The 20,561-nt window shown below is 72.1% G+C and carries 20 protein-coding genes and 1 tRNA gene; 8 read left to right on the top strand and 13 right to left on the bottom strand.

The features are described from left to right. Nucleotides 1-7: 7 nt before the first annotated feature. Complete coding sequence (locus G6553_RS08450; RefSeq protein ID WP_166191002.1) at nt 8-1,186, bottom strand: site-2 protease family protein; 1,179 nt, start codon at nt 1,184-1,186, stop codon at nt 8-10. A gap of 62 nt (nt 1,187-1,248) precedes the next feature. Here G6553_RS08450 and G6553_RS08455 point away from each other — a divergent pair, with 62 nt between their 5' ends. Then, nucleotides 1,249-2,136: a RecB family exonuclease gene (locus tag G6553_RS08455; RefSeq protein WP_166191004.1), complete on the top strand. Its 888-nt coding sequence runs from the start codon at nt 1,249-1,251 to the stop codon at nt 2,134-2,136. 11 nt (nt 2,137-2,147) lie between these two features. On the opposite strand, the gene G6553_RS08460 is transcribed toward G6553_RS08455, so the two are convergent. From G6553_RS08460 to metH, 5 genes are all read right to left on the bottom strand, one after another. Then, entirely contained in the window at nt 2,148-2,774 is a 627-nt protein-coding gene (locus G6553_RS08460; RefSeq protein ID WP_166191006.1) for a response regulator transcription factor, read from the bottom strand. Continuing rightward, nucleotides 2,771-4,075: a sensor histidine kinase gene (locus tag G6553_RS08465; RefSeq protein ID WP_166191008.1), complete on the bottom strand. Its 1,305-nt coding sequence runs from the start codon at nt 4,073-4,075 to the stop codon at nt 2,771-2,773. The genes G6553_RS08460 and G6553_RS08465 overlap by 4 nt, the downstream gene beginning before the upstream one ends. Nucleotides 4,076-4,137: 62 nt before the next feature. Further along, on the bottom strand, nt 4,138-4,629 hold the full coding sequence (locus tag G6553_RS08470) for a hypothetical protein (protein ID WP_166191010.1): 492 nt from the start codon (nt 4,627-4,629) through the stop codon (nt 4,138-4,140). A gap of 92 nt (nt 4,630-4,721) precedes the next feature. Further along, entirely contained in the window at nt 4,722-5,420 is a 699-nt protein-coding gene (locus tag G6553_RS08475) for an HAD family phosphatase (RefSeq protein ID WP_242680165.1), read from the bottom strand. Then, the gene (gene metH, locus G6553_RS08480) at nt 5,420-9,157 is read right to left on the bottom strand and encodes a methionine synthase (RefSeq protein ID WP_166191012.1); all 3,738 of its coding nucleotides are present in this window, start codon (nt 9,155-9,157) and stop codon (nt 5,420-5,422) included. Before metH ends, G6553_RS08475 begins: the two co-directional genes overlap by 1 nt. Before the next feature lie 124 nt (nt 9,158-9,281). Between metH and G6553_RS08485 the strand changes: the two genes are divergently transcribed. Then, nucleotides 9,282-10,145 (top strand): PAC2 family protein, encoded by an 864-nt coding sequence (locus G6553_RS08485; RefSeq protein ID WP_166191014.1) that lies wholly within the window; start codon nt 9,282-9,284, stop codon nt 10,143-10,145. A gap of 122 nt (nt 10,146-10,267) precedes the next feature. Here the strand turns inward: G6553_RS08485 and mshC are convergent, their stop codons facing one another. From mshC to G6553_RS08505, 4 genes are read right to left on the bottom strand one after another with little or no spacing between them, the layout of a single operon-like run. After that, entirely contained in the window at nt 10,268-11,506 is a 1,239-nt protein-coding gene (gene mshC, locus G6553_RS08490) for a cysteine--1-D-myo-inosityl 2-amino-2-deoxy-alpha-D-glucopyranoside ligase (RefSeq protein ID WP_166191016.1), read from the bottom strand. Nucleotides 11,507-11,553: 47 nt separating this feature from the next. After that, entirely contained in the window at nt 11,554-12,333 is a 780-nt protein-coding gene (locus G6553_RS08495; protein WP_166191018.1) for an SCO1664 family protein, read from the bottom strand. Then, the gene (locus G6553_RS08500; protein WP_166191020.1) at nt 12,330-12,908 is read right to left on the bottom strand and encodes a DUF3090 domain-containing protein; all 579 of its coding nucleotides are present in this window, start codon (nt 12,906-12,908) and stop codon (nt 12,330-12,332) included. Before G6553_RS08500 ends, G6553_RS08495 begins: the two co-directional genes overlap by 4 nt. 23 nt (nt 12,909-12,931) lie before the next feature. Further along, nucleotides 12,932-13,660 carry a histidine phosphatase family protein gene (locus G6553_RS08505; protein ID WP_166191022.1) on the bottom strand — a complete coding sequence of 243 codons (729 nt, stop codon included), beginning with the start codon at nt 13,658-13,660 and terminating at the stop codon, nt 12,932-12,934. Nucleotides 13,661-13,703: 43 nt separating this feature from the next. Here G6553_RS08505 and corA point away from each other — a divergent pair, with 43 nt between their 5' ends. Together corA and G6553_RS08515 are read left to right on the top strand one after the other, a co-directional pair. Then, nucleotides 13,704-14,684 (top strand): magnesium/cobalt transporter CorA, encoded by a 981-nt coding sequence (corA, locus tag G6553_RS08510; protein ID WP_347565596.1) that lies wholly within the window; start codon nt 13,704-13,706, stop codon nt 14,682-14,684. Nucleotides 14,685-14,854: 170 nt separating this feature from the next. Next, a complete protein-coding gene (locus G6553_RS08515) occupies nt 14,855-15,157 on the top strand; it encodes a hypothetical protein (protein ID WP_166191026.1) in 303 nt (100 codons plus the stop codon). A gap of 30 nt (nt 15,158-15,187) precedes the next feature. On the opposite strand, the gene G6553_RS08520 is transcribed toward G6553_RS08515, so the two are convergent. Continuing rightward, nucleotides 15,188-16,012, bottom strand: a complete 825-nt coding sequence (locus G6553_RS08520) for an undecaprenyl-diphosphate phosphatase (RefSeq protein WP_166191028.1) — start codon at nt 16,010-16,012, stop codon at nt 15,188-15,190. Nucleotides 16,013-16,086: 74 nt separating this feature from the next. Between G6553_RS08520 and G6553_RS08525 the strand changes: the two genes are divergently transcribed. Together G6553_RS08525 and G6553_RS08530 are read left to right on the top strand one after the other, a co-directional pair. Then, nucleotides 16,087-17,034 carry an aldo/keto reductase gene (locus G6553_RS08525; RefSeq protein ID WP_166191030.1) on the top strand — a complete coding sequence of 316 codons (948 nt, stop codon included), beginning with the start codon at nt 16,087-16,089 and terminating at the stop codon, nt 17,032-17,034. Nucleotides 17,035-17,038: 4 nt separating this feature from the next. Next, nucleotides 17,039-17,257 (top strand): DUF5703 family protein, encoded by a 219-nt coding sequence (locus G6553_RS08530; protein ID WP_166191032.1) that lies wholly within the window; start codon nt 17,039-17,041, stop codon nt 17,255-17,257. 18 nt (nt 17,258-17,275) lie between these two features. Here G6553_RS08530 and G6553_RS08535 read toward each other — a convergent pair whose 3' ends face one another. Continuing rightward, nucleotides 17,276-18,610 (bottom strand): M20/M25/M40 family metallo-hydrolase, encoded by a 1,335-nt coding sequence (locus G6553_RS08535; RefSeq protein WP_166191034.1) that lies wholly within the window; start codon nt 18,608-18,610, stop codon nt 17,276-17,278. Nucleotides 18,611-18,688: 78 nt separating this feature from the next. Here G6553_RS08535 and G6553_RS08540 point away from each other — a divergent pair. Continuing rightward, nucleotides 18,689-18,774 (top strand) — tRNA-Leu (locus G6553_RS08540). Nucleotides 18,775-18,871: 97 nt separating this feature from the next. Here G6553_RS08540 and G6553_RS08545 read toward each other — a convergent pair. After that, nucleotides 18,872-19,477, bottom strand: a complete 606-nt coding sequence (locus tag G6553_RS08545; RefSeq protein WP_166191036.1) for a hypothetical protein — start codon at nt 19,475-19,477, stop codon at nt 18,872-18,874. 274 nt (nt 19,478-19,751) lie between these two features. On the opposite strand from G6553_RS08545, the gene G6553_RS08550 reads away from it, so the two are divergent. Then, entirely contained in the window at nt 19,752-20,552 is an 801-nt protein-coding gene (locus G6553_RS08550; protein WP_166191038.1) for a hypothetical protein, read from the top strand. Nucleotides 20,553-20,561: the final 9 nt, after the last annotated feature.

Genomic DNA, 20,561 nt, shown 5'->3' on the forward strand with positions numbered 1-20,561 from the left:
CGGAACCCTAGTGGCGACCCTCGCGGAACGCGCGATCGACGTCGGCGGTCACGAGCACGCCGTAGACGCCCTCGCCCTCGACGCCCCCGTCCTCGATGAGCAGGTACTCCGTCGCCGGGGTCCGGCTGATCGCCCGGACCAGCTCCTCCCCGGCGAGGCCGGCGGAGATCCGGAGACCCGGCTCGAGCGTGCGCGCCACGGTGGACGTCGCGACCCAGGGCCGGCGGTCCTCGGGCGTGGCGAGGAGGGCGGCCTCGTTGACCAGGCCGACCGGCGTGCCGTCGGCCGCCACGGTGACGAGGCTGCCGGCCTGCGCGTCCTGCGCGCGGCGTACCGCCTCGGCCAGCGGCAGGTCCTCGGGGACGGCGAGGGTACGCCGTGCGAGGTCGCGGGCGACCAGGTGCGGGAGGCGGCGGCGCACCCGCGCGGAGGTGATCGCCGCGGTCGCGCCGGTCCACAGGAACAGGCCCACGACGAACGCGAGCAGGAAGTCCAGCAGCTCGGCCTGCACGCCCAGGAGCGGCTCGAGCGCGAGCGGCCACAGCAGCACCAGGACCGCCGTGATCCGGCCGCCCCAGCCGGCGGCGATCGTGCCGCGGTGCTGATCCTTCGTCGCGCCCCAGACGGCGGCCTTCAGCACCCGGCCACCGTCGAGCGGCAGCCCGGGCACGAGGTTGAGGACGCCGACGAGCAGGTTGGCCACCGCCAGGCCCTCCACCGCCAGGAGCAGCAGCCCGTCGGGCACGACGAACCACAGCCCGAACGCCGCCGCGCCGACCGCCAGCGACGTCAGCGGGCCGACCACGGCGATCACGAACTCCTGCTTCGGCTTGGTCGTCTCCGCCTCGATCGCGGTCATGCCGCCGAGGAAGTGCAGGGTGATCGAGCTGATCGGGTAGCCGTAGCGCTGCGCCATCACCGCGTGCGACGCCTCGTGGAGCAGCACCGAGAGGTAGAGGACGACCGCGAAGGCCAGCCCGGCGACGTACTTGAGCGCACCGAGGCCGGGCTCGACCTGCTCGACCCGCGGCGCGATGACCACGGCGATGAGTGCGGCCACGATGAACCAGGACGACGAGACGAGCACGTCCGCCCCGGCGATGGTGCCGACCTTGAAGGTGCCGGGCGGACGCGTGGGACGGGCGGCGGTGGCCCGGCCGTCGCCGGGAGGTTCGGGGTCGGCCACCTCGCCAGCGTATCGGTGCGGGCACACCGCGACTGTCCGTGGGCTCGCCTAGGGTCTGGCCCATGAGCGTGCAGCAGGACGTGTCACCGGTCCCCTCGCCGGCCGAGCGGGTCTCGACACCCGTCGACGGGGTCGAGGTGCTCGGCGCGCTCTCCCCGAGCCGAGCGGGCGACTTCCTGACCTGCCCGTTGCTCTACCGCTTCCGGACCGTCGACCGGCTGCCCGAGCCGCCGTCGCCGGACCAGGTGCGCGGCACGGTGGTGCACAAGGTGCTCGAGGACCTCTTCGACCTGCCCGCGGCCGACCGGACGCCGGCGCAGGCGGAGGCGATGCTCGAGCCGGCCTGGGAGCGGCTGCGCGAGGAGTCGCCCGACGTAGCGGCGATGCTCGGCGAGGACGGTCCCGAGGTCGCGGCCTGGCTGGCGTCCTGCCGGACGGTGCTCGAGCGGTACTTCACGCTCGAGGACCCCCAGCGGCTGGAGCCGGCCGAGCGCGAGCTGTACGTCGAGAGCCTGCTGGACTCGAAGCTGCTGCTGCGCGGGTTCGTCGACCGCGTCGACGTCGCCCCGGACGGGTCGATCCGCATCGTCGACTACAAGACCGGGCGGTCGCCGGCGGCCGGCTTCGAGGCTCGCGCGCTGTTCCAGATGAAGTTCTACGCGCTCGTGGTCTGGCGCACCCGCGGGATCGTGCCGGCGGTGCTGCAGCTGGTCTACCTCGGCAACGGCGAGATCCTCCGCTACCGCCCCGACGAGCAGGACCTGCTCGCGACGGAGCGCAAGGTCGAGGCGATCTGGCAGGCGATCCGGTCCGCGGAGGAGAGCGGCGACTGGCGGCCGCGGCGCAGCCGGCTCTGCGACTGGTGCCAGCACCGGTCGCTGTGCCCGGAGTTCGGCGGCACGCCTCCCCCGCTGTCGGACGCCCAGCCCGACGCCCAGCCCACGGCCTGACCGGTCGAGCCCTACAGACCGTTCCGCTCGGCCCAGAGGGCTGCCTGCGTGCGGTCGACGACGCCGATCCGCGCGAACGCCGAGGTGAGGTGCGCCTTGACCGTGCGCTCGCTGATGTCGAGCCGCCGCGCGATCTGCTTGTTCGCGAGGCCCTCGCGGACCAGGCCGAGCACCTCGGTCTCGCGGTTGGTGAGCTGGACCTGCGGCGGCGAGGAGCGCACGCCGAGCAGCGCGCGCGCCGCGCGGGGGTGGATCGGGGACTCCCCCCGGCTGACCGACCGGATCCCGGCGAGCACGTCGTCGGGGTCGGCGTCCTTGAGCAGGTAGCCGACCGCCCCGGCATCGAGGGCGCCGACGATGCGCTCGCTGTCGGAGTAGGAGGTGAGCACCAGCACGTCGCTGCGCAGCCCGGCCGCCTTGATGTTGCGGGTGGCGGTCACGCCGTCGACGCCGGGCATCTGGAGGTCCATCAGCACGACGTCGGGGTCGGTCTCGCGCACGACGGTCAGGGCTCGCGCACCGTCCTCGGCCTGGCCGACCACCTCGATGTCGTCGGTGCCGGCCAGGAGCTGCGCCATCCCGGCGCGGATAACGGCGTGGTCGTCGACCAGGACCACGCGGATCGGTGTGCTGCTCACTGCTGGGCGACCTCCATCCGGACCGTCGTGCCTGCTCCGGGCGCCGAGATCACGTCGATCTCGCCGCCGATGTCCTTGACCAGGCTGCGCAGGCCCTTGAGACCGTAGCGGTCCGGGTCGGAGACGGCCGGGTCGAAGCCGATCCCGTCGTCGACGACCTCGAGCCGCAGCCGGCTGTCCACGCCGCGCACGGTGACCGCCACGGTCGTGGCATCGGAGTGGCGCAGGGCGTTGCGCACCGCCTCCTGGGCGACGCGCCAGACCAGGGCGACGGCTGCGTCGGAGGCCCCGTCGACCCCGCTGACGTCGACCGACGCCTGGATGCCGGCGTTGGTGGCCGGCGCGACGAGGTCGTCCAGGGCCGGCTCGAGGCCGTCGGCGTGCAGGTCGGGCGGGTGGATCTCGGCCAGCAGGGAGCGGAGCGCCCGCAGGCTGTCGCGCAGGCTGTCCCCCGCGCCGTCCAGCGTCTGTCGCGCGGAATCGGGCACGGCGGGGTCGCGGGCGAGCGCGGTGACGGAGAACGTCGTGCCGGCGATGTCCTGGACCACCCCGTCGTGCAGGTCCCGCGCGATCCGGCGCCGCTCGGCGTCCGAGGCGTCGACCGCGTGGACGAGGAGGCGCTCCCGCTCCTCGCCGGCCCTGGTCAGGCGCCGGGTGAGCAGCCAGAGGATGGGCGTGACGACGAGCAGCAGGCCGGCCAGCGACCCGATGGTGATCCAGCGGAACGGTTCGAGGATCTCGCCGCGGCGCTCCTGGATGCGGGTCAGGGAGTAGTAGACCTCGAACAGCAGTCGCTGCCCTCGCACCTCGACCGGGGTGTACACCCGGACCAGGTCCTCCTCCACCAGTCCTCGACCACTGTTCTCGGGATCGTCGGGGTCGGCCACCTCGTAGCCCGTCCCGCCCTCGCGCAGCACGCGGCGGCGGTCCGGTCCGATGTCGAACGAGCGTGCGGCCACCTCGCCCTGGTTCGCGTAGAGCAGGTAGCCGTCCTCGAGCCACATGTTGAACCGCACCGCTCGTGGGTTCTGCACGTCGAGCGCCTTGATCAGGGTCCGCTTGGCGAACTGGAGGAACTGGTCGGAGCCGCGCGTCGTGCCGCGGAGCATGCGGTCCTTGGAGTCCTCGAGCGCGGGCTCGACCACCGACTTCGCGAGCACCTCGGTGGTGTTGCGGGCCTCGGCGATCGCCTCGTCCTCGGCGACGCTGCGTGCGATGGCGTTGGTGCTGGCGACGATGACGACCATCGTCACGACGGCGAACAGCACGAACTGCACGACCGGACTGCGCAGAAGACGCACGACGCCACCTCTCGACGCGCCTCGTTGGCGCGCGCTCAGGATAGGCAGCGCCTAGCCGGGCGTCAGACCGTGGCTTCGACCTTGCAGGTCTCGCCGGTCTTCTCGTTCTGGGCGCGGAAGAGCACGTCGTCCGGACCGCTGAGGTCCAGCATGCTGCGGACGATCCGGAAGGACCGGTCGGCGTCCTTGGCCTTGACCTCGCCCATGAACGAGAAGTCGCCGTTGTGCTTGAACTTCCAGGACCAGATGTCGTCGTCGTTGCTGAAGACCACGCCGACGACCTCGATCTCGGCGTTCGTCATGAACGTCGTACGGAGCTTGACCCGGCTGCCGCCCTGGCAGGTGGCCCAGGCGCTCTCCTGGGTGTCCTTCAGCCGCTTGGCCGGGAGGCCGTCCGGGCCGGGCGCAGGGATGGCGCCGTCGCCGCTCGGGGCCGCCGCGGAGACCACGTCCTTCGCAGTCCCGCCATCACTCGCCACCGCCGGAGCGGGAGCGAGGGCCGCTGCACCCAGCACGAGGCCGAGCACGATGGCGGGACTGCGACGGACGAACATGTGGGCCTCTCCTGACGCGCTGGGAGTCCAGCGCCCCCGAAGCAGTGCTCACTCTGCCGGGCGACGACCGGTCGCGCCATTGCCCGGAGGTACTAGGACCTCCGGGCAGCCGGGACGGTCGGGCGGCGGCCCGCCCGAGCGGCGCGCCAGACCTCGTGCAGGTCGAGGCCGTCGAGGGTGGTGGCGAACGAGCGCCGCTCCCCCGGCGGGACCTCGACGTGGTTGGGCACGACGAGCACCTCGCAGCCGGCCGCGACAGCCGAGGTCGCACCGGTCGTGGAGTCCTCGACCGCCAGGCAGTCGGCGGGGTCGAGGCCGAGCTGGGCCGCCGCGGTCAGGTAGGGCTCGGGGTGCGGCTTGCCGTGGGTGACCTGGTCGCCGGTCACGACGGCCGAGAACGTCCCTGCGGGCAGCTGCTCGAGGATCGGCTCGACGAACCGGGTCCACGACATCGTGACCAGCGCGCACGGCACGCCCGCCTCGGCGAGGGCGAGCAGCTGCTCGCGCGCACCCGCGCACCACGGCACGCTGCGGCGTACCCGCTCCACGACGCCGTCGAGGAGCAGCTCGACGATCTCCTCGGGCGGCAGGTCCAGCGGCATGTGCTCGCGGATGTAGCGCGCGGAGACCATGAGGTCGTTGCCGACGAGCGCGAGCGCGTGCGCCTCGGACCAGCTGCCGCCGAAGCGCTCGGCGAGCGCGAACTCGGTCTCGATCCAGTACGGCTCGGTGTCGACGAGCGTGCCGTCCATGTCCCACAGCACCGCTGCGGGACGCGCGAGGTCGCCCATCAGTCCTCCGGGTCGTAGCCGAGGTTCGGCGAGAGCCAGCGCTCGGCCTCGGCGAGCGTCCACCCCTTGCGCTCGGCGTACGCCGCCACCTGGTCGCGGCCGAGCCGGCCGACGACGAAGTACTGCGACTGCGGGTGGCTGAAGTACAGCCCCGAGACCGACGCGCCGGGCCACATCGCCATCGACTCGGTGAGCCGGATCCCCGTCGCGGCCTCGACGTCGAGGAGCTCCCAGATCGTGCGCTTCTCGGTGTGGTCGGGGCACGCGGGGTAGCCGGGCGCGGGGCGGATGCCGGCGTAGCGCTCGGCGATGAGGTCCTCGTTGGTCAGCGACTCGGACGGCTCGTAGCCCCACAGCTCGGTGCGGACCCGCTGGTGGAGCCGCTCGGCGAAGGCCTCGGCCAACCGGTCTGCCAGCGCCTCGACCATGATCGCGGAGTAGTCGTCGAGGTCGTCCTTGAACTGCTGGACCTTCTCGGGCAGCCCGATGCCGGCGGTGACGGCGAAGCCGCCCACGTGGTCGGCGAGCCCCGTCGAGGTGGGCGCGACGTAGTCGGCGAGCGAGCGGTTGGGGACGCCCGCGCGGTGCTCGCCCTGCTGGCGCAGCTGGTGCAGGACCGTCCGCTGCTCGCGCCGCTCGTCGTCCGCCCAGACCACGAGGTCGTCGCCGTCGGCGTTGGCCGGGAAGAAGCCGTAGACCGCACGGGCGGTCACCCAGCGCTCGGCGACCATCCGGTCGAGCATGGCCTGCGCGTCGTCGTACAGCTTGCGGGCGGCCTCGCCGCTGGCCGGGTTGTTGAGGATGTCGGGGAACTTGCCCTTCATCTCCCAGGCGTTGAAGAACGGCTGCCAGTCGATGTACTCGCGCAGCTCGGCGAGGTCGTAGTCGTCCAGCACGTGCACGCCGGGCTGCTTCGGCGCGGGCGGGACGTAGCCGTCCCAGTCGACCGGCGTGGCGTTGGCGCACGCGTCGGCGTACGTCAGCTGGGGCCGGTCCTGCTTGGTGGCGTGGCGTGCGCGCAGCGAGTCGTAGTCGGCCTTGAGGTCGGCCAGCAGGCCCACGCGCCGCTCGGCGTGCAGCAGGGAGGCGACCGTCGGCACCGACCGCGAGGCGTCCTTGACCCACACGACGGGCGCGTCGTAGCGCGGGTCGACCTTGACCGCCGTGTGCGCGCGGGACGTCGTGGCGCCACCGATGAGCAGCGGGATCTCCAGCCCGAGGCGCTGCATCTCGGTGGCGACGGTGACCATCTCGTCCAGCGACGGCGTGATCAGGCCCGAGAGGCCGATGACGTCCGCGCCGACCTCGGCGGCGGTGTCGAGGATCTTCTGCGCCGGCACCATCACGCCGAGGTCGATGACCTCGAAGTTGTTGCACTGGAGCACGACGCCGACGATGTTCTTGCCGATGTCGTGGACGTCGCCCTTGACCGTGGCCATGACGATCGTGCCGTTGGTGTCCTTGGCCGTGGCGAGCGCTGGGTTGTCCAGCTTCTCCTGCTCGATGAACGGGATCAGGTAGGCGACGGCCTTCTTCATCACGCGCGCCGACTTCACCACCTGCGGCAGGAACATCTTGCCGGCGCCGAACAGGTCGCCCACGACGTCCATCCCGGACATGAGCGGACCCTCGATGACCTCGATCGGGCGGCCGCCGCGGGCGGCGATCTCCTGGCGCAGCTCCTCGGTGTCGGCCTCGACGTGGGCGTCGAGCCCCTTGACCAGGGCGTGGGTGATCCGCTCGCCGACCGGCAGCGAGCGCCACTCCTCGGCCGTGGCCTCGGCCTCCTCGCCCTTCTTGTTGAACGACTCGGCGATCTCCAGCAGCCGCTCGGCCGCGTCCGGGCGCCGGTCGAGCACGACGTCCTCGATCCGCTCCCGCAGCTCCGGCTCGACCTGGTCGTAGACGACGAGCGCGCCGGCGTTGACGATGCCCATGTCGAGCCCCGCCTCGATGGCGTGGAGCAGGAAGACGGCGTGGATCGCCTCGCGCACCGGGTTGTTGCCGCGGAAGGAGAAGCTCACGTTGGAGATGCCGCCGGAGACCTTCGCCCCGGGGAGGTTCTCCTTGATCCAGCGGGTGGCCTCGATGAAGTCCAGGCCGTACGACGCGTGCTCCTCGATGCCCGTGGCCACGGCGAAGACGTTCGGGTCGAAGATGATGTCCTCGGCCGGGAAGCCGACCTCGTCGACGAGGATCCGGTAGGCCCGCTCGCAGATCGCCTTGCGGCGCTCGAGGTTGTCGGCCTGGCCGTCCTCGTCGAAGGCCATGACGACCGCGGCGGCGCCGTACTTGCGGCACAGCCGGGCGTGCTCCCGGAACGCCTGCTCGCCCTCCTTCATGGAGATCGAGTTGACGATCGCCTTGCCCTGGACGTTCTTGAGCCCGGCCTCGATCACCTCGAACTTCGAGGAGTCGACCATGACCGGCACCCGGCTGATGTCGGGCTCGCTCGCGAGCAGCTTGGTGAAGCGGTCCATGGCTGCGACGCCGTCGATCATCCCCTCGTCCATGTTGACGTCGATGACCTGCGCGCCGTTCTCGACCTGCTGGGCCGCGACAGACAGGGCGGCGTCGTAGTCGCCGTCCTTGATCAGCTTGCGGAAGCGCGCCGACCCGGTGATGTTGGTGCGCTCGCCGACGTTCACGAAGAGCGAGTCCTCGTCGATCGTGAACGGCTCGAGCCCCGACAGCCGCATCGCGGGACGGATCGTCGGCACGTCCCGCGGCGTGGCGTCCTCGACGGCCCGGGCGATCGCGCCGACGTGGGCCGGCGTGGTGCCGCAGCAGCCGCCGACGAGGTTGACGAACCCGGCCTCGGCGAACTCCCGGATGACCGCCGCGGTCTCCTCGGCCGCCTCGTCGTACTCGCCGAAGGCGTTGGGCAGGCCCGCGTTGGGATAGGCGCTGACGAACGTGTCGGCCACGCGGCTGAGCTCGGCGACGTAGGGCCGCATCTCCTTGGCCCCGAGGGCGCAGTTGAGGCCGATCGCGAGCGGGCGGGCGTGCCGCACGGAGTTCCAGAACGCCTCGGTCGTCTGGCCCGACAGCGTGCGCCCGGAGGCGTCGGTGATCGTGCCGGAGACGATCACCGGCCAGCGGCGCCCGAGGTCCTCGAAGAGCGTCTCGAGCGCGAAGATCGCCGCCTTCGCGTTGAGCGTGTCGAAGATCGTCTCGACCACCAGCAGGTCCGCGCCGCCGTCGACGAGGCCGCGAGCGGCGGTGGTGTACGCCGCGACGAGCTGGTCGTAGGTCACGTTGCGGGCGGCCGGGTCGTTGACGTCGGGCGAGATGGAGGCGGTGCGCGTCGTGGGGCCGAGCGCGCCGGCGACGTACCGCGGCCGGTCGGGGGTCTCGACCGCGTCGCAGGCCCGGCGGGCCAGCCGGGCCGCCTCGAGGTTGAGCTCGTAGGCGAGCTCCTCCATGCCGTAGTCGGCGAGCGAGACGGCGTTGGCGTTGAAGGTGTTGGTCTCGAGGATGTCGGCGCCGGCCTCGAGGTACTCCCGGTGGATGCCCTCGATGATCTGCGGCTGGGTGATCGTGAGCAGGTCGTTGTTGCCGACGACGTCGCTGGGCCAGTCGGCGAAGCGCTCGCCCCGGTAGCCGGCCTCGTCGGGTCGGTCGCGCTGGATCGCGGTGCCCATGGCGCCGTCGATCACCATCACCCGTTCCCGCAGCGTCGCGGTGAGCGCCTCGGTGGCGTCGGGTCGGTGGTTCGGCGGTGCGAGATCGGGCACGCCAGCTCCTTCCGGGCAGGTGGCTCCAGCGTAGGAAGAGCGTCCGAGTGCTGGACAGGGTTCTCAGATCGTGGCACCGGGCGTCGCGACCGGTGAAATCCCGGCACGTGACTACCCTGAGGTGGTGATCGAGATCGAGGACCTGCCGGAGCTGGTCGACCCCGTGGTCATCGCGGCCTTCGAGGGCTGGAACGACGCAGCCGACGCCGCCTCCTCGGTCGTGGACCACCTCATGGAGGTCTGGAACGCCCGGGTCGTGGGGGCCATCGACCCCGAGGAGTTCTACGACTTCCAGGTCAACCGTCCCGTCGTCGGCACCGACGAGCTCGGGCACCGCCGGATCACCTGGCCGACCACCCGGATCGCGGTCGCCTCTCCCCCGGACCTCGACCGCGACGTCATCCTTGTGCGCGGCATCGAGCCGAACATGCGCTGGCGCCAGTTCTGCGCCGAGCTGCTCGCCGCGTGCGACGACCTCGGTGGCGAGCTGGTCGTCACCCTCGGCGCGCTGCTCGCGGACACCCCGCACACCCGGCCCATCCCCGTCACCGGCACGGCCACCGAGCCGGACCTCGTCGACCGGCTCAAGCTCGAGCAGTCGACCTACGAGGGCCCGACCGGCATCGTCGGGGTCTTCCAGGACGCGTGCGTCCGACTCGACATCCCCGCGGTGTCGTACTGGGCAGCGGTGCCGCACTACGTCGCGCAGCCGCCGTGCCCCAAGGCGACCCTCGCGCTCATCGGCCAGCTCGAGGACCTGCTGGAGGTCTCCATCCCCCTCGGCGACCTGCCCGAGGACGCCCGCGCCTGGGAGCGCGGCGTCGACGAGCTCGCCGAGGACGACGAGGACGTCGCCGACTACGTCCGCGCGCTGGAGGAGACCCGCGACACCACCGACCTGCCCGAGGCCTCCGGCGAGGCCATCGCGCGCGAGTTCGAGCGCTACCTCAAGCGGCGCGGCGACGAGTCCGGCGGCGGGGCCGGCTAGTCGTCAGGTTCATCGGGGACCCGTCGAACCTGACGGGTACCCGACGAAATTCCATCGGGGAACCGTGAGGTCCATCGGCGCCCCGATGAACCTCACGGTCGCCCGGGCCACCCGGCGACCGGTCAGACGGAGAGGCCGAGCGCGGCGTCGAGGACGGCGATCATGCTGACGGCGGCGTCCGGGTCGCTGGTGTCGGCGAGGCCGTCGGTGCCCAGCGTCGCGCGGACCCAACGGTCGACCGCGGCGACGGCGCGGGGGGCGTCGAGGTCGGCAGCGAGCGCCTCGAGCACCTCGGCGACGACCGGCGCGGCGGGCGCGCCGGCGCCGAGCGCGAGGGCGCGGCGCCAGTCGGCGAGGGTGTCGACGGCGTCCCAGAGCTCGGCGTCGGTCCACTCCCAGTCGGCGCGGTAGTGGTGCCGCAGCAGCGCGAGGCGGATCGCCATCGGGTCGACGTCGCTGTTGCGCAGCGCGGAGACGAAGACCAGGTTGCCGCGCGACTTCGACATCTTCTCGCCGTCGTACGCCACCATCCCGGCGTGGACGTAGGTCTGCGCGAACGGCGTGCCCGGGTCGGCGACCTGGGCGTGGCCGGCGCACATCTCGTGGTGGGGGAAGACGAGGTCGCTGCCGCCGCCCTGCACGTCGAACGCGCCGCCGAGGTGCTCCAGCGCGATCGCGGTGCACTCGACGTGCCAGCCGGGGCGACCGGGGCCGAACTGGCTGGGCCACGACGGCTCGCCCTCGCGCTCGCCGCGCCACACGACGCAGTCGAGCGGGTCCTTCTTGCCGGGGCGGTCGACGTCACCGCCGCGCTCGGGGTAGATCCGCAGCATCGTCTCGCGGTCCCAACCGGACTCCGCGCCGAAGGCGGGGTCGGCCGTGACCGACATGTAGAGGTCGTCCTCGACGCGGTAGACCGCACCGGCCTCCTGCAGCCGCTCGACCAGCTCCAGCACGAGCGGGATCGACTCGACGGCACCGATGTAGTGGTCGGGGGCGAGCACCCGCAGCGCGGTCATGTCCTGGCGGAACAGCTCGGTCTCGCGCTCGGCCAGCTCGGTCCAGTCGGTGCCGACCTTGGTGGCCCGCTCGAGCAGCGGGTCGTCGACGTCGGTGACGTTCTGGACGTAGCGGACCTCGTGGCCGGCGTTGCGCCAGGCGCGGTTGAGCAGGTCGAAGCCGACGTACGTCGCTGCGTGGCCGAGGTGGGTGGCGTCGTACGGCGTGATGCCGCAGACGTACATGCGCGCGGGCCCCTCGGGCGTGGTCGTGACGAGCGCGCCGGTGGCGGTGTCGTGGACCGAGACCTCCGGGCCCGTGACGGCGAGGGTCGGGATCTCCGGGGACTGCCAGGCGCGCATGGCCGCAGCCTAACGACCGGGACGCGCCGACCCGGTCGGCGGGAGGCTCAGAACGGCGGCCACGGGATCGCGGGCATCTCGCCGTGGGGTGCCGGCATGACGCCGCGGTCGAGCAACCGCGCGCAGCGTCGCTCGAGGGCGGTGATCTCGAGGTCGGTGAGCAGCGGCGCCAACGTGTCGCCGAGCCCGCCGGAGAGCGCGGCGCGGACCCGGCTGACGACCTCGACGTCCTCGTCGCGCAGCGGCTCGCCGAGCCAGCCCCACAGGACGGTCCGCAGCTTGTGCTCGTGGTGGAACGTGATGCCGTGGTCGACGCCGTACCGGTGGCCGTCGGCCATCTCCAGCACGTGCCCGCCCTTGCGGTCGGCGTTGTTGACGACCACGTCGAAGACGGCCATCCGGCGCAGCGGCTCGGTGTCCTCATGGACCAGGCTCACCGGCAGGTCGCGGCCGTCGACGCCGTCGAAGACGTGGAGGAAGCCGGGCGGCACCTCGCCGTGGGGCACGATCTCCACCGCCGCCTGCTCGGGGTCGGGCTCGCGCCAGCGCTGGACCATCCCGACGCCGTGGGGTCCTGCGCGCAGCCACGTCTGAGGCACGACGTCCCACCCGGTGGCCTCAGAGACGGCGTACGCCGCCACCTCGCGCGAGGCCAGGTCGCCGCCGGGGAAGTCCCACAGCGGCCGCTCCCCCGCCACCGGCTTGTAGACGACCTTCACGTCGCCGATCGCGCCGAGGAACGTCGCGTTGCTGGCCGGCATGATCCGGCCGTGCAGGACCAGCTCGTCCTCGAGCAGGTCCACGCCGGTGTCGTCGGCGGTGGTCACGGGTCGCGGCGCTTGAACCCGTTGGCCCGGACGCACAGGTGGCCGTCGGGGTCGATCGGCAGACCGCAGAAGGGGCAGGACGGGCGTCCCGCCTCGAGCACCTGCTCGCTGCGCTTGACGAACGCGCGGGCGAGCCCCGCAGGGATCCGGACGAGCAGCACCTCGTCGGGCTCGGGCTCCTCGAAGTCCTCGTCGACCTGCTCGGGCGAGACCACCGCGGCCTCGGTGAACGGGAAGACCTCGATCACGACGCGCTCGTCGTCGGGGTCCCACGACAACGTCATCGTGCCGGCGCGGAACTCCTCCTCGATCGGCTGCTCCAGCGGCTCGGTGTCCTCGAGGTCCAGCGGCGCGACGGCCGGGATCATCGCGGTGTTCCGATCGCTGGCCATGACCTCGTCCAGCAGCTCGTCGATCCGCTCGGCGAGGGCAGCCACCTGCTGCTTCTCCAGGGCGACGCTCACGAGCTTGGCACCGTTGCGGGCCTGGAGGAAGAACGTGCGGGACCCCGGGGGCCCGACGGTGCCGGTGACGAAGCGCTCCGGCGGGTCGAACCCGTGGACGAGTGGTGCCATGTCCCCCACCCTATGAGGCCGCGCTAGGAGGTCGGACCGGCGCCGCCGCCGACCACCGCGTCCGCCGCGGGTGTCGCCGCCGCCCGCTTGCCGGCCCGCGGCTTGCGCGCAGGCTTCTGCGCCAGCCAGGCGAGGTCGCCGGCGTGGGTGTTGGTGGCCAGCACGTAGGGCCGGGAGCCGGTGTAGCGCACGATCGAGATCGACGCCGGGTCGATCGTGATCCGCTGGAAGAGGTCGAGGTGCATGCCCAGCGCGTCGGCCAGCACGGACTTGATGATGTCGCCGTGGCTGACCGCCACCCAGACGGCCCCGGCGCCGTGCGCGGCCTCCACGGCCGCGTCGTGGCGGCGTACGGCGGCGACGGCTCGCGCCTGCATCGCGGCCAGCGACTCACCGCCGGGGAACTCGGCGGCGGAGGGCTGCGACTGCACCGTCGACCACAGCTTCTCCTTGGCCAGGTCGCGCAGCTGGCGGCCCTGCCACTCGCCGTAGTCGCACTCGGTGATGCCCTTCTCGGTCACCAGCGTGAGCGGGGGTCGCTGCGCCTGCATGATCGCCTTCGCGGTCTGCCGGCAGCGCTCGAGCGGGCTGCTGACGATGGCCTGCACCGGCAGGTCCTTCATCCGTTCGCCCGCCCGCGCGGCCTGCTTCTGCCCGGTCGCGTCGAGCTTCACCCCGGGCATCCGACCGGCCAGCATGCCGCTCGCGTTGGCGGTCGTCCGGCCGTGGCGGACGAGGATGACGGTGGCCATGGCGTCGAACACTACTGGTCACCACGGCGATACCGTTCCGGACGTGATCGTCGACAGCGCGCTGTACCGCCACGGCTCGCGGGTCGCCGTCGACTGCGGACCGCAGGACTACTCCCTGCTGCGCCAGGAGGTCCGCGAGGAGGGCGACTTCATCTGGCTGGGCCTCCACCAGCCCGACGCCGACGAGCTCGCGCGGGTGGCCGAGGCGTTCGACCTGCACCCGCTCGCCGTCGAGGACGCGGTCAAGGCGCACCAGCGTCCGAAGCTCGAGCGGTACGACGACAGCCTGTTCCTGGTGCTCAAGACCCTCTGGTACGTCGACGAGGCCGACGCCGTCGAGACCGGCGAGATCAACATGTTCGTGGGCCGCGACTTCGTCGTCACCGTCCGCCACGGCGAGGGCTCCGAGCTGCAGTCGGCCCGGCAGTTCCTCGAGTCGCAGCAGGCGGTCCTCGACCACGGTCCGTCCGCGGTCGTGTACGCCGTGTGCGACACCGTCGTCGACGCCTACCGCGACGTCGCCGACGAGCTGCAGCGGGACGTCGACGAGGTCGAGGACTCGGTCTTCTCCCCCACCCGCAGCGACGACTCGGTCCGCATCTACGTCCTCAAGCGCGAGATCGCCGAGGTGCGCCGTGCGGTCCAGCCGCTGCGCGACCCGATGCGCCGGCTCGCCGCCGGCGAGGTCGACGGGATCGACGCAGGCGCGGCGCCGTTCTTCCGCGACGTCCTCGACCACCTCGGCCAGGTCGGCGAGGTCGTCGACAACCTCGAGACGCTGCTGTCCTCGGCCTTCGACGCCCACCTCGCGCGGATCTCGGTGCAGCAGAACGACGACATGCGCAAGATCTCCGCCGGCGCCGCCCTCGTCGTCGTGCCGACGCTCATCGCCGGCATCTACGGCATGAACTTCGACCACATGCCCGAGCTGCACTGGACCTTCGGCTACGTCTTCGCCCTGACCTTGATGTTCGGCTCGTCGGCGGTCCTGTGGGTCTTCTTCAAGCGGTCGGGCTGGTTGTAGCTCGCTGCTGCTCGCCCGGGTCGGGTCCGTCCGGGGCCGGGGTCGTGTGCCTGACGACGCACCGCAGCGCGACGTCAGGCACACGACCGTGACGCCGGATCCGCGGCCCCTCACCGCCGCGACGAAGCCGCCCCTGGTCAACCGGCCCCGGCCCGGCGCACACTCACCTCATGAGCAACCGTCGAGGCACCACCGCGGGCCGACCCCGCCTGCCGTGGGTCGTGTTCGTCGGGGTCTCCACGTCGGCCCTGGCCGGGTGCGTGGTCGCCGCGCTCGGCGCGACCAGCGCTGCCGGCGCCGCGGTCGTCCTCGGCGGCGGGGTGGTCGCCGTCGGGCTGGCCGGCCTCCTCCTGGTCGCGATCCTCTCGCCGCTACCGGGCGGGGGAAGCAGCGCGCCGCAGCACGGTTCGTGGCAGGCGGGCGGCGCGGGCTTCGTCGACGGCGGCATCGGTGCGGGCGGTGACTGCGGCTAGCTGCACCCGCGGCCGGCACCGAGGGAGCGATCAGGCGGCGAGCACGCCGGTGCCGACGAGCACCAGCACGAGGGCGCCCAGCCCGACGCGGTAGAGCACGAACGGCGCGTAGGAGCGGGTGGAGACGTACCGCAGGAGCCAGGCGATGGCGGCGTACCCGACGACGAACGACACGATCGTCGCGGTGATCGTCGGGCCCCAGCCGTAGGCGTTGTCCCCGTGCGGGATCTCCCTGAGCTCGAACAGCCCCGCCCCGACGACGGCCGGGATCGCGAGCAGGAACGCGTAGCGGGTGGCGGCCTCGCGCTCGTAGCCGAGGATCCGGCCCATCGAGATGGTCGCGCCCGATCGGCTGACGCCGGGCACCAGCGCGCACGCCTGGGCGAGCCCCATGAGGACTGCGTCGCGCAGGTTCATCTGCTTGATCGTCTTGTTCGAGGCGCTCATCCGGTCGGCGACGCCCAACACGACGCCGAGCACGATCAGCGTGGTGCCGATGATCCACAGGCTGCGGAAGTCGGACTCGATCACGTCCTTGAGCGCGATGCCGAGCAGGACGATCGGCAGCGAGCCGATGATGATGAACCAGCCCATCCGGGCGTCGAGGCTGCCGCGGTACTCCGGCTTGACCAGCGACCGCAGCCACGCCGACGCGATCCGCCAGATGTCGTGGCGGAAGTAGATGAGGACGGCCAGCTCGGTCCCGATCTGGATCACGGCGGTGAAGGCCGCTCCCGGGTCCCCCCACCCGAAGAGCTCGGGGAAGATCCGCAGGTGGGCGCTGCTCGAGATCGGGAGGAACTCGGTCAGTCCCTGGATCGTGCCCAGCACGACGGCCTTGAGGAAGTCCCACACGGGCGCCGATCCTACGGACACCGCACCCGCGAGCCGGGCACGGCGCACGAGACGCCGCCCACTACCTTGTCGCCATGCAGCACAGATCTCTGGGTGCCACCGGCTTGAAGGTCTCGCGCCTGGGGCTCGGCACGATGACGTGGGGTCGCGACACCGACGAGCACGAGGCCCGCGACCAGCTCGTGGCGTACGCCGAGGCGGGCGGCACGCTGCTCGACACGGCGGCCGGGTACGGCGGCGGCGCGTCGGAGGAGCTCATCGGCTCCCTGCTGGGCGACGTCGTCGCCCGCGACGAGGTCGTGCTGGCGACGAAGGCCGGCATCAGCGCGCGGCGGGGCGGCCGGGAGTACAACACCTCCCGCGGCCACCTGCTCACCACGCTCGACGGCTCGTTGAGCCGGCTCGGCGTCGACCACATCGACCTGTGGCAGGTGCACATCTGGTCCGACGAGACACCGCTGGAGGAGACGCTGACGGCGCTCGACATCGCGGTGTCGTCCGGCCGGGCGTCGTACGTCGGCGTCTCGAACTACTCCGGCTGGCAGACCGCCCAGGCCGCCACGTGGCAGCGGGCCGTGCCCGGTCGCGCGGTCATCGCCTCGACCCAGGTGGAGTACTCGCTGCTCAACCGCGCCGTCGAGGCCGAGGTGCTCCCGGCCTGCGAGGCGCTCGGCCTCGGGGTGCTGCCCTGGTCACCGCTGGGCCGCGGGGTGCTGACCGGCAAGTACCGCTCGGGCACGCCGTCGGACTCCCGCGCCGCCTCGTCGCACTTCGCCGGCTTCGTCGGCAGCTACCTCGACGACCGCTCGGCCGGGATCGTCGAGGCCGTCGCCCGTGCCGCCGACGGCCTCGGCTGGACGCCGCTCGAGGTCGCCCTGGTGTGGGTGCGCGACCAGCCCGGCGTCACTGCCCCGATCGTCGGCGCCCGCACCGCCGCCCAGCTGCGCGGCGCGCTCGGCACCGACGGCCTCGTCCTGCCAGCCGAGATCGTCGAGGCCCTCGACGACGTGTCCGGAGAATGAAGGCATGTCCCGGGTCCACCGCCTGCCGCTGAACCGCGGGGTCGAGTGGGAGTTCGACAAGGTCACGTTCTCCCGCGAGTTCTCCCGCAACGTCGTCACCAAGCTGCTGGTCGAGCGCGCCGAGCACGGCGGCTGGGAGCTCGACCGCGTCCGGATCAGCCCCGACGGCACCCGCCGGGTGGTCCTGCGGCGCAAGATCATCCGGGCGGTCCGCACCGCCTGACCGAGGGCGCGTGGGCCGTCAGACCTGGTCGAGGAACCGGTCGAAGACCCGTGCGCCGAACTCCAGGGCGTCGACGGGGACCCGCTCGTCGACGCCGTGGAACAGCGCGGTGAAGTCGAGGTCGGCCGGCAGCCGCAGCGGCGCGAACCCGTAGGAGCGCATACCGAGCTTGCGGAAGTGCTTGGCGTCGGTGCCGCCGCTCATGAGGTACGGCGCGACCACGGCGTCGTCGTCCTCGGCGAGGATCGAGCGGGTCATCGCGGCGACGAGGTCCCCGTCGTACGGCGTCTCCCAGGGCTGCTGGTGCGAGACGTGCTCGATCTCGACGCCCTCGCCGGTCAGCTCGGCCAGGGTCGCGAAGAACTCGTCCTCGAAGCCGGGCAGGAACCGCCCGTCGACGTACGCCGTGGCCTCGGTCGGGATCACGTTGACCTTGTAGCCGGCCGACAGCATCGTCGGGTTGGTCGTGTTGCTGATGACCGCGCCGAGCATCCGCGCGGCGCCGCCGAACTCCTCGATGAGCGCCGGCGCGTTCTTGGGTGTGGCCTCGGTGCCGGCGAGGTCGGCGACGGTGGCGAGCAGCACCTCCATCGTCGGCGTGAGGCGGACCGGCCACTGGTGCGCGCCGATCCGGGCGACGGCGGCGCTGAGCCGGGTGACGGCGTTGTCGGTGTTGATCATCGAGCCGTGGCCGGCGCGGCCGCGGGCGGTGAGCTTCATCCAGGCCATGCCCTTCTCGGCGGCCTCGATGAGGTAGACGCGGCGGCCGCGGACGGTGGCGGAGAAGCCACCCACCTCGCCGACCGCCTCGGTGACGCCCTCGAGCAGGTCGGCGTGCTCCTCGACGATGACCTGGGCGCCCTTGTGGCCGCCGGCCTCCTCGTCGGCGGTGAACGCCAGCACGACCGGGCGGTCCGGCACCTGCCCGGCCCGCTGCCGGGCGCGGACGACGGAGAGCAGCATCGCGTCGAAGTCCTTCATGTCGACGGCCCCGCGGCCCCACACGTACCCGTCCTGGACCTCGCCGGAGAACGGATCGACCTGCCAGTCCTCCGCGGCCGCCGGCACGACGTCGAGGTGGCCGTGGAGCAGCAGCGCGTCGGTGCGGCTCGGGTCGCCACCGCCCCACCGGGCCACCAGCGAGGTGCGGCCCGGCTCGGACTCGATGACCTCGCAGGAGATGCCGACCTCGTCCAGCAGCGTCGCGACGTGCTCGGCGGCCTTCCGCTCCCCCGGGCCCTCGGCGTCGCCGTAGTTGGAGGTGTCGATGCGGATCAGGTCGCGGCACAGCTCGACGACCTCGGCGGCGGGGTCGTAGGAGCGCTGCTGGTCGGACGCCTCGGAGCTCGTCATGGGCCCAGCATGACACCGGCCCGCGGCAGGCCCGATTCGGTCGGGACGACACCTCTGTAGTACTTTTTTCCCGCACTCGTCCGGGTGGCGGAATTGGCAGACGCGCTAGCTTGAGGTGCTAGTGCCCGTATTAGGGCGTGGGGGTTCAAGTCCCCCCTCGGACACAGAACCGGCCCCTGGCCCGCGGGAACGCGGACCAGGGGCCGCTGCCGTGCCGCACGGCGCGGGCCTGGAGCCGGGCAGCGCGCTCACCAGCCGCGGCTAGTCGTCAGCGTCGTGCTCGACGGGACGAAGACCGAGGTCGAAGCAGATCTGCTCGCGCTCCCCCTTGACCTTCAACCACGTCAGCGTGCCCCCGACGGCGTCGTCGACGTCCTCGACGACGCCGCGCTGGAAGCCCGTGGTGCTGAGGATGCCCGAGACCCCCGGTCCGACGAAGAAGTTGTTGCCGAAGCCCTTGAAGGCCCAGTCGTTCCCGTCGCCGACCACGCGGAAGTACATGTCGCCGCTGGTGTCTCGTCGCTCGCGCTCGTCGGTGCTCGGGGCGTGCCAGCGGACCCAGCCCCACTTGACCTCGACGGCCCACCGGTCGCCCAGCTCGAGGGTGGTGGGGTCGAAACTCGCGGCTTCCTCCGCGCTCAGCGGCGCGAGGTCGCCGCCCTCGTCCTCGACCAGGACCCGTTCCTTGGTCCGGTAGTTCTCGATCACTTCGCCCGAGCAGACCTCGCCCGCGGCGTGCGTGAAGGTGTCTTCGTAGAGGTACCAACCGCCCGCGTCGTCGAGCTGCGGGTGGGCCGCCGCGGTGCTCCCCAGCGGCGCCAGCAACCCGAGCGTCGCGAGCACGACCGTCGTCGTCCGTGTGGACATCGGCTTGTTCCTTCCTCGGTGCTTGTGATGCGGGGCGGGGAAAGCGGCGGTCGCGGCCGCCTCGGCCGCCGTCGACCAGCCAACGCGCCTCCGCCGACGTCGTTCATCGGTCAATTGCGGTATCCGGCACCGGCTCATCCGCGGGACGTGCTCGCTGCACCCCGTCGCGACCACCTGGGCTTGCGGGGACGACGTCCCCTCAACACCCAATTTTGGCGGGCTACCGGACGGGATCCGCGACTTACGGTGGTTCTCCTTTACGGAGGGACCAGACATGGACGAGGGGCAGCGAGAGGTGCCGACGAGCATCCTGGCGATGGTCGCCGGCCTGCTGGTCGGCCTCGGGCTCGGGGCCGTCGCCGTCCTCGCCTGGGGCGACCGGGACGGGACCGCCGACCCGGCACCGGTCACCGACCAGTCGACCATCGCCCAGGGATCCGGTGCGGACACGGGGCCCGAGGGGCCGCCGGAACCGACGGATCCGGCGACCGGTGTGGCGGGTCCGTCGACGATGGACCGTTGTGCCGACGCAGCTCACAGGCTGCAGGCGCCTCTCGAGGCAGCCGGGCCGGCGCTGGAGCAGTGGGAGGTGCACATCGAGGCGATGAACCAGCTCGTCGTCGGGGAGATCACGCTCCAGCAGGCCTCGGACTTCTGGGACAGGACGAGGATCGGCGCGCAGCAACGGGTCGACCGGTTCGAGGCGGCGTGGGCAGCGGTCCGCCGCCAAGGCGTGGACTGCCCGTCACCGCTCTTCGTGGCCTGGTCGGACGACGCTGCGCGTCCGTGCGCGCGACAGGTCTCCCGCGAGATCCGCGTCCTGGACGCGGCACGCACCTCGATCGACATGTGGGCCCGGCACATCCGTCACATGGACCTGCTCCGTCTCGGCGAGCTGTCGCCGTCGCGTGCCACGGCCATGTGGCTCTCGATGTGGAAGCGCGGCGACCAGCAGCTGCAGGACTACCGCGCCGCGGAGGAGGAGCAGGAGGGGCTGGACAGCTGCTCCGCAGGTGCGTCGTCCGGTACGTCGGGCACGTCGGCTGGTGGTGCGGAGGGAGGCCACCGTCACTGAGGAGGGGGG

This window comes from Nocardioides sp. IC4_145 (assembly GCF_011250565.1).
Lineage (GTDB): Bacteria > Actinomycetota > Actinomycetes > Propionibacteriales > Nocardioidaceae > Nocardioides.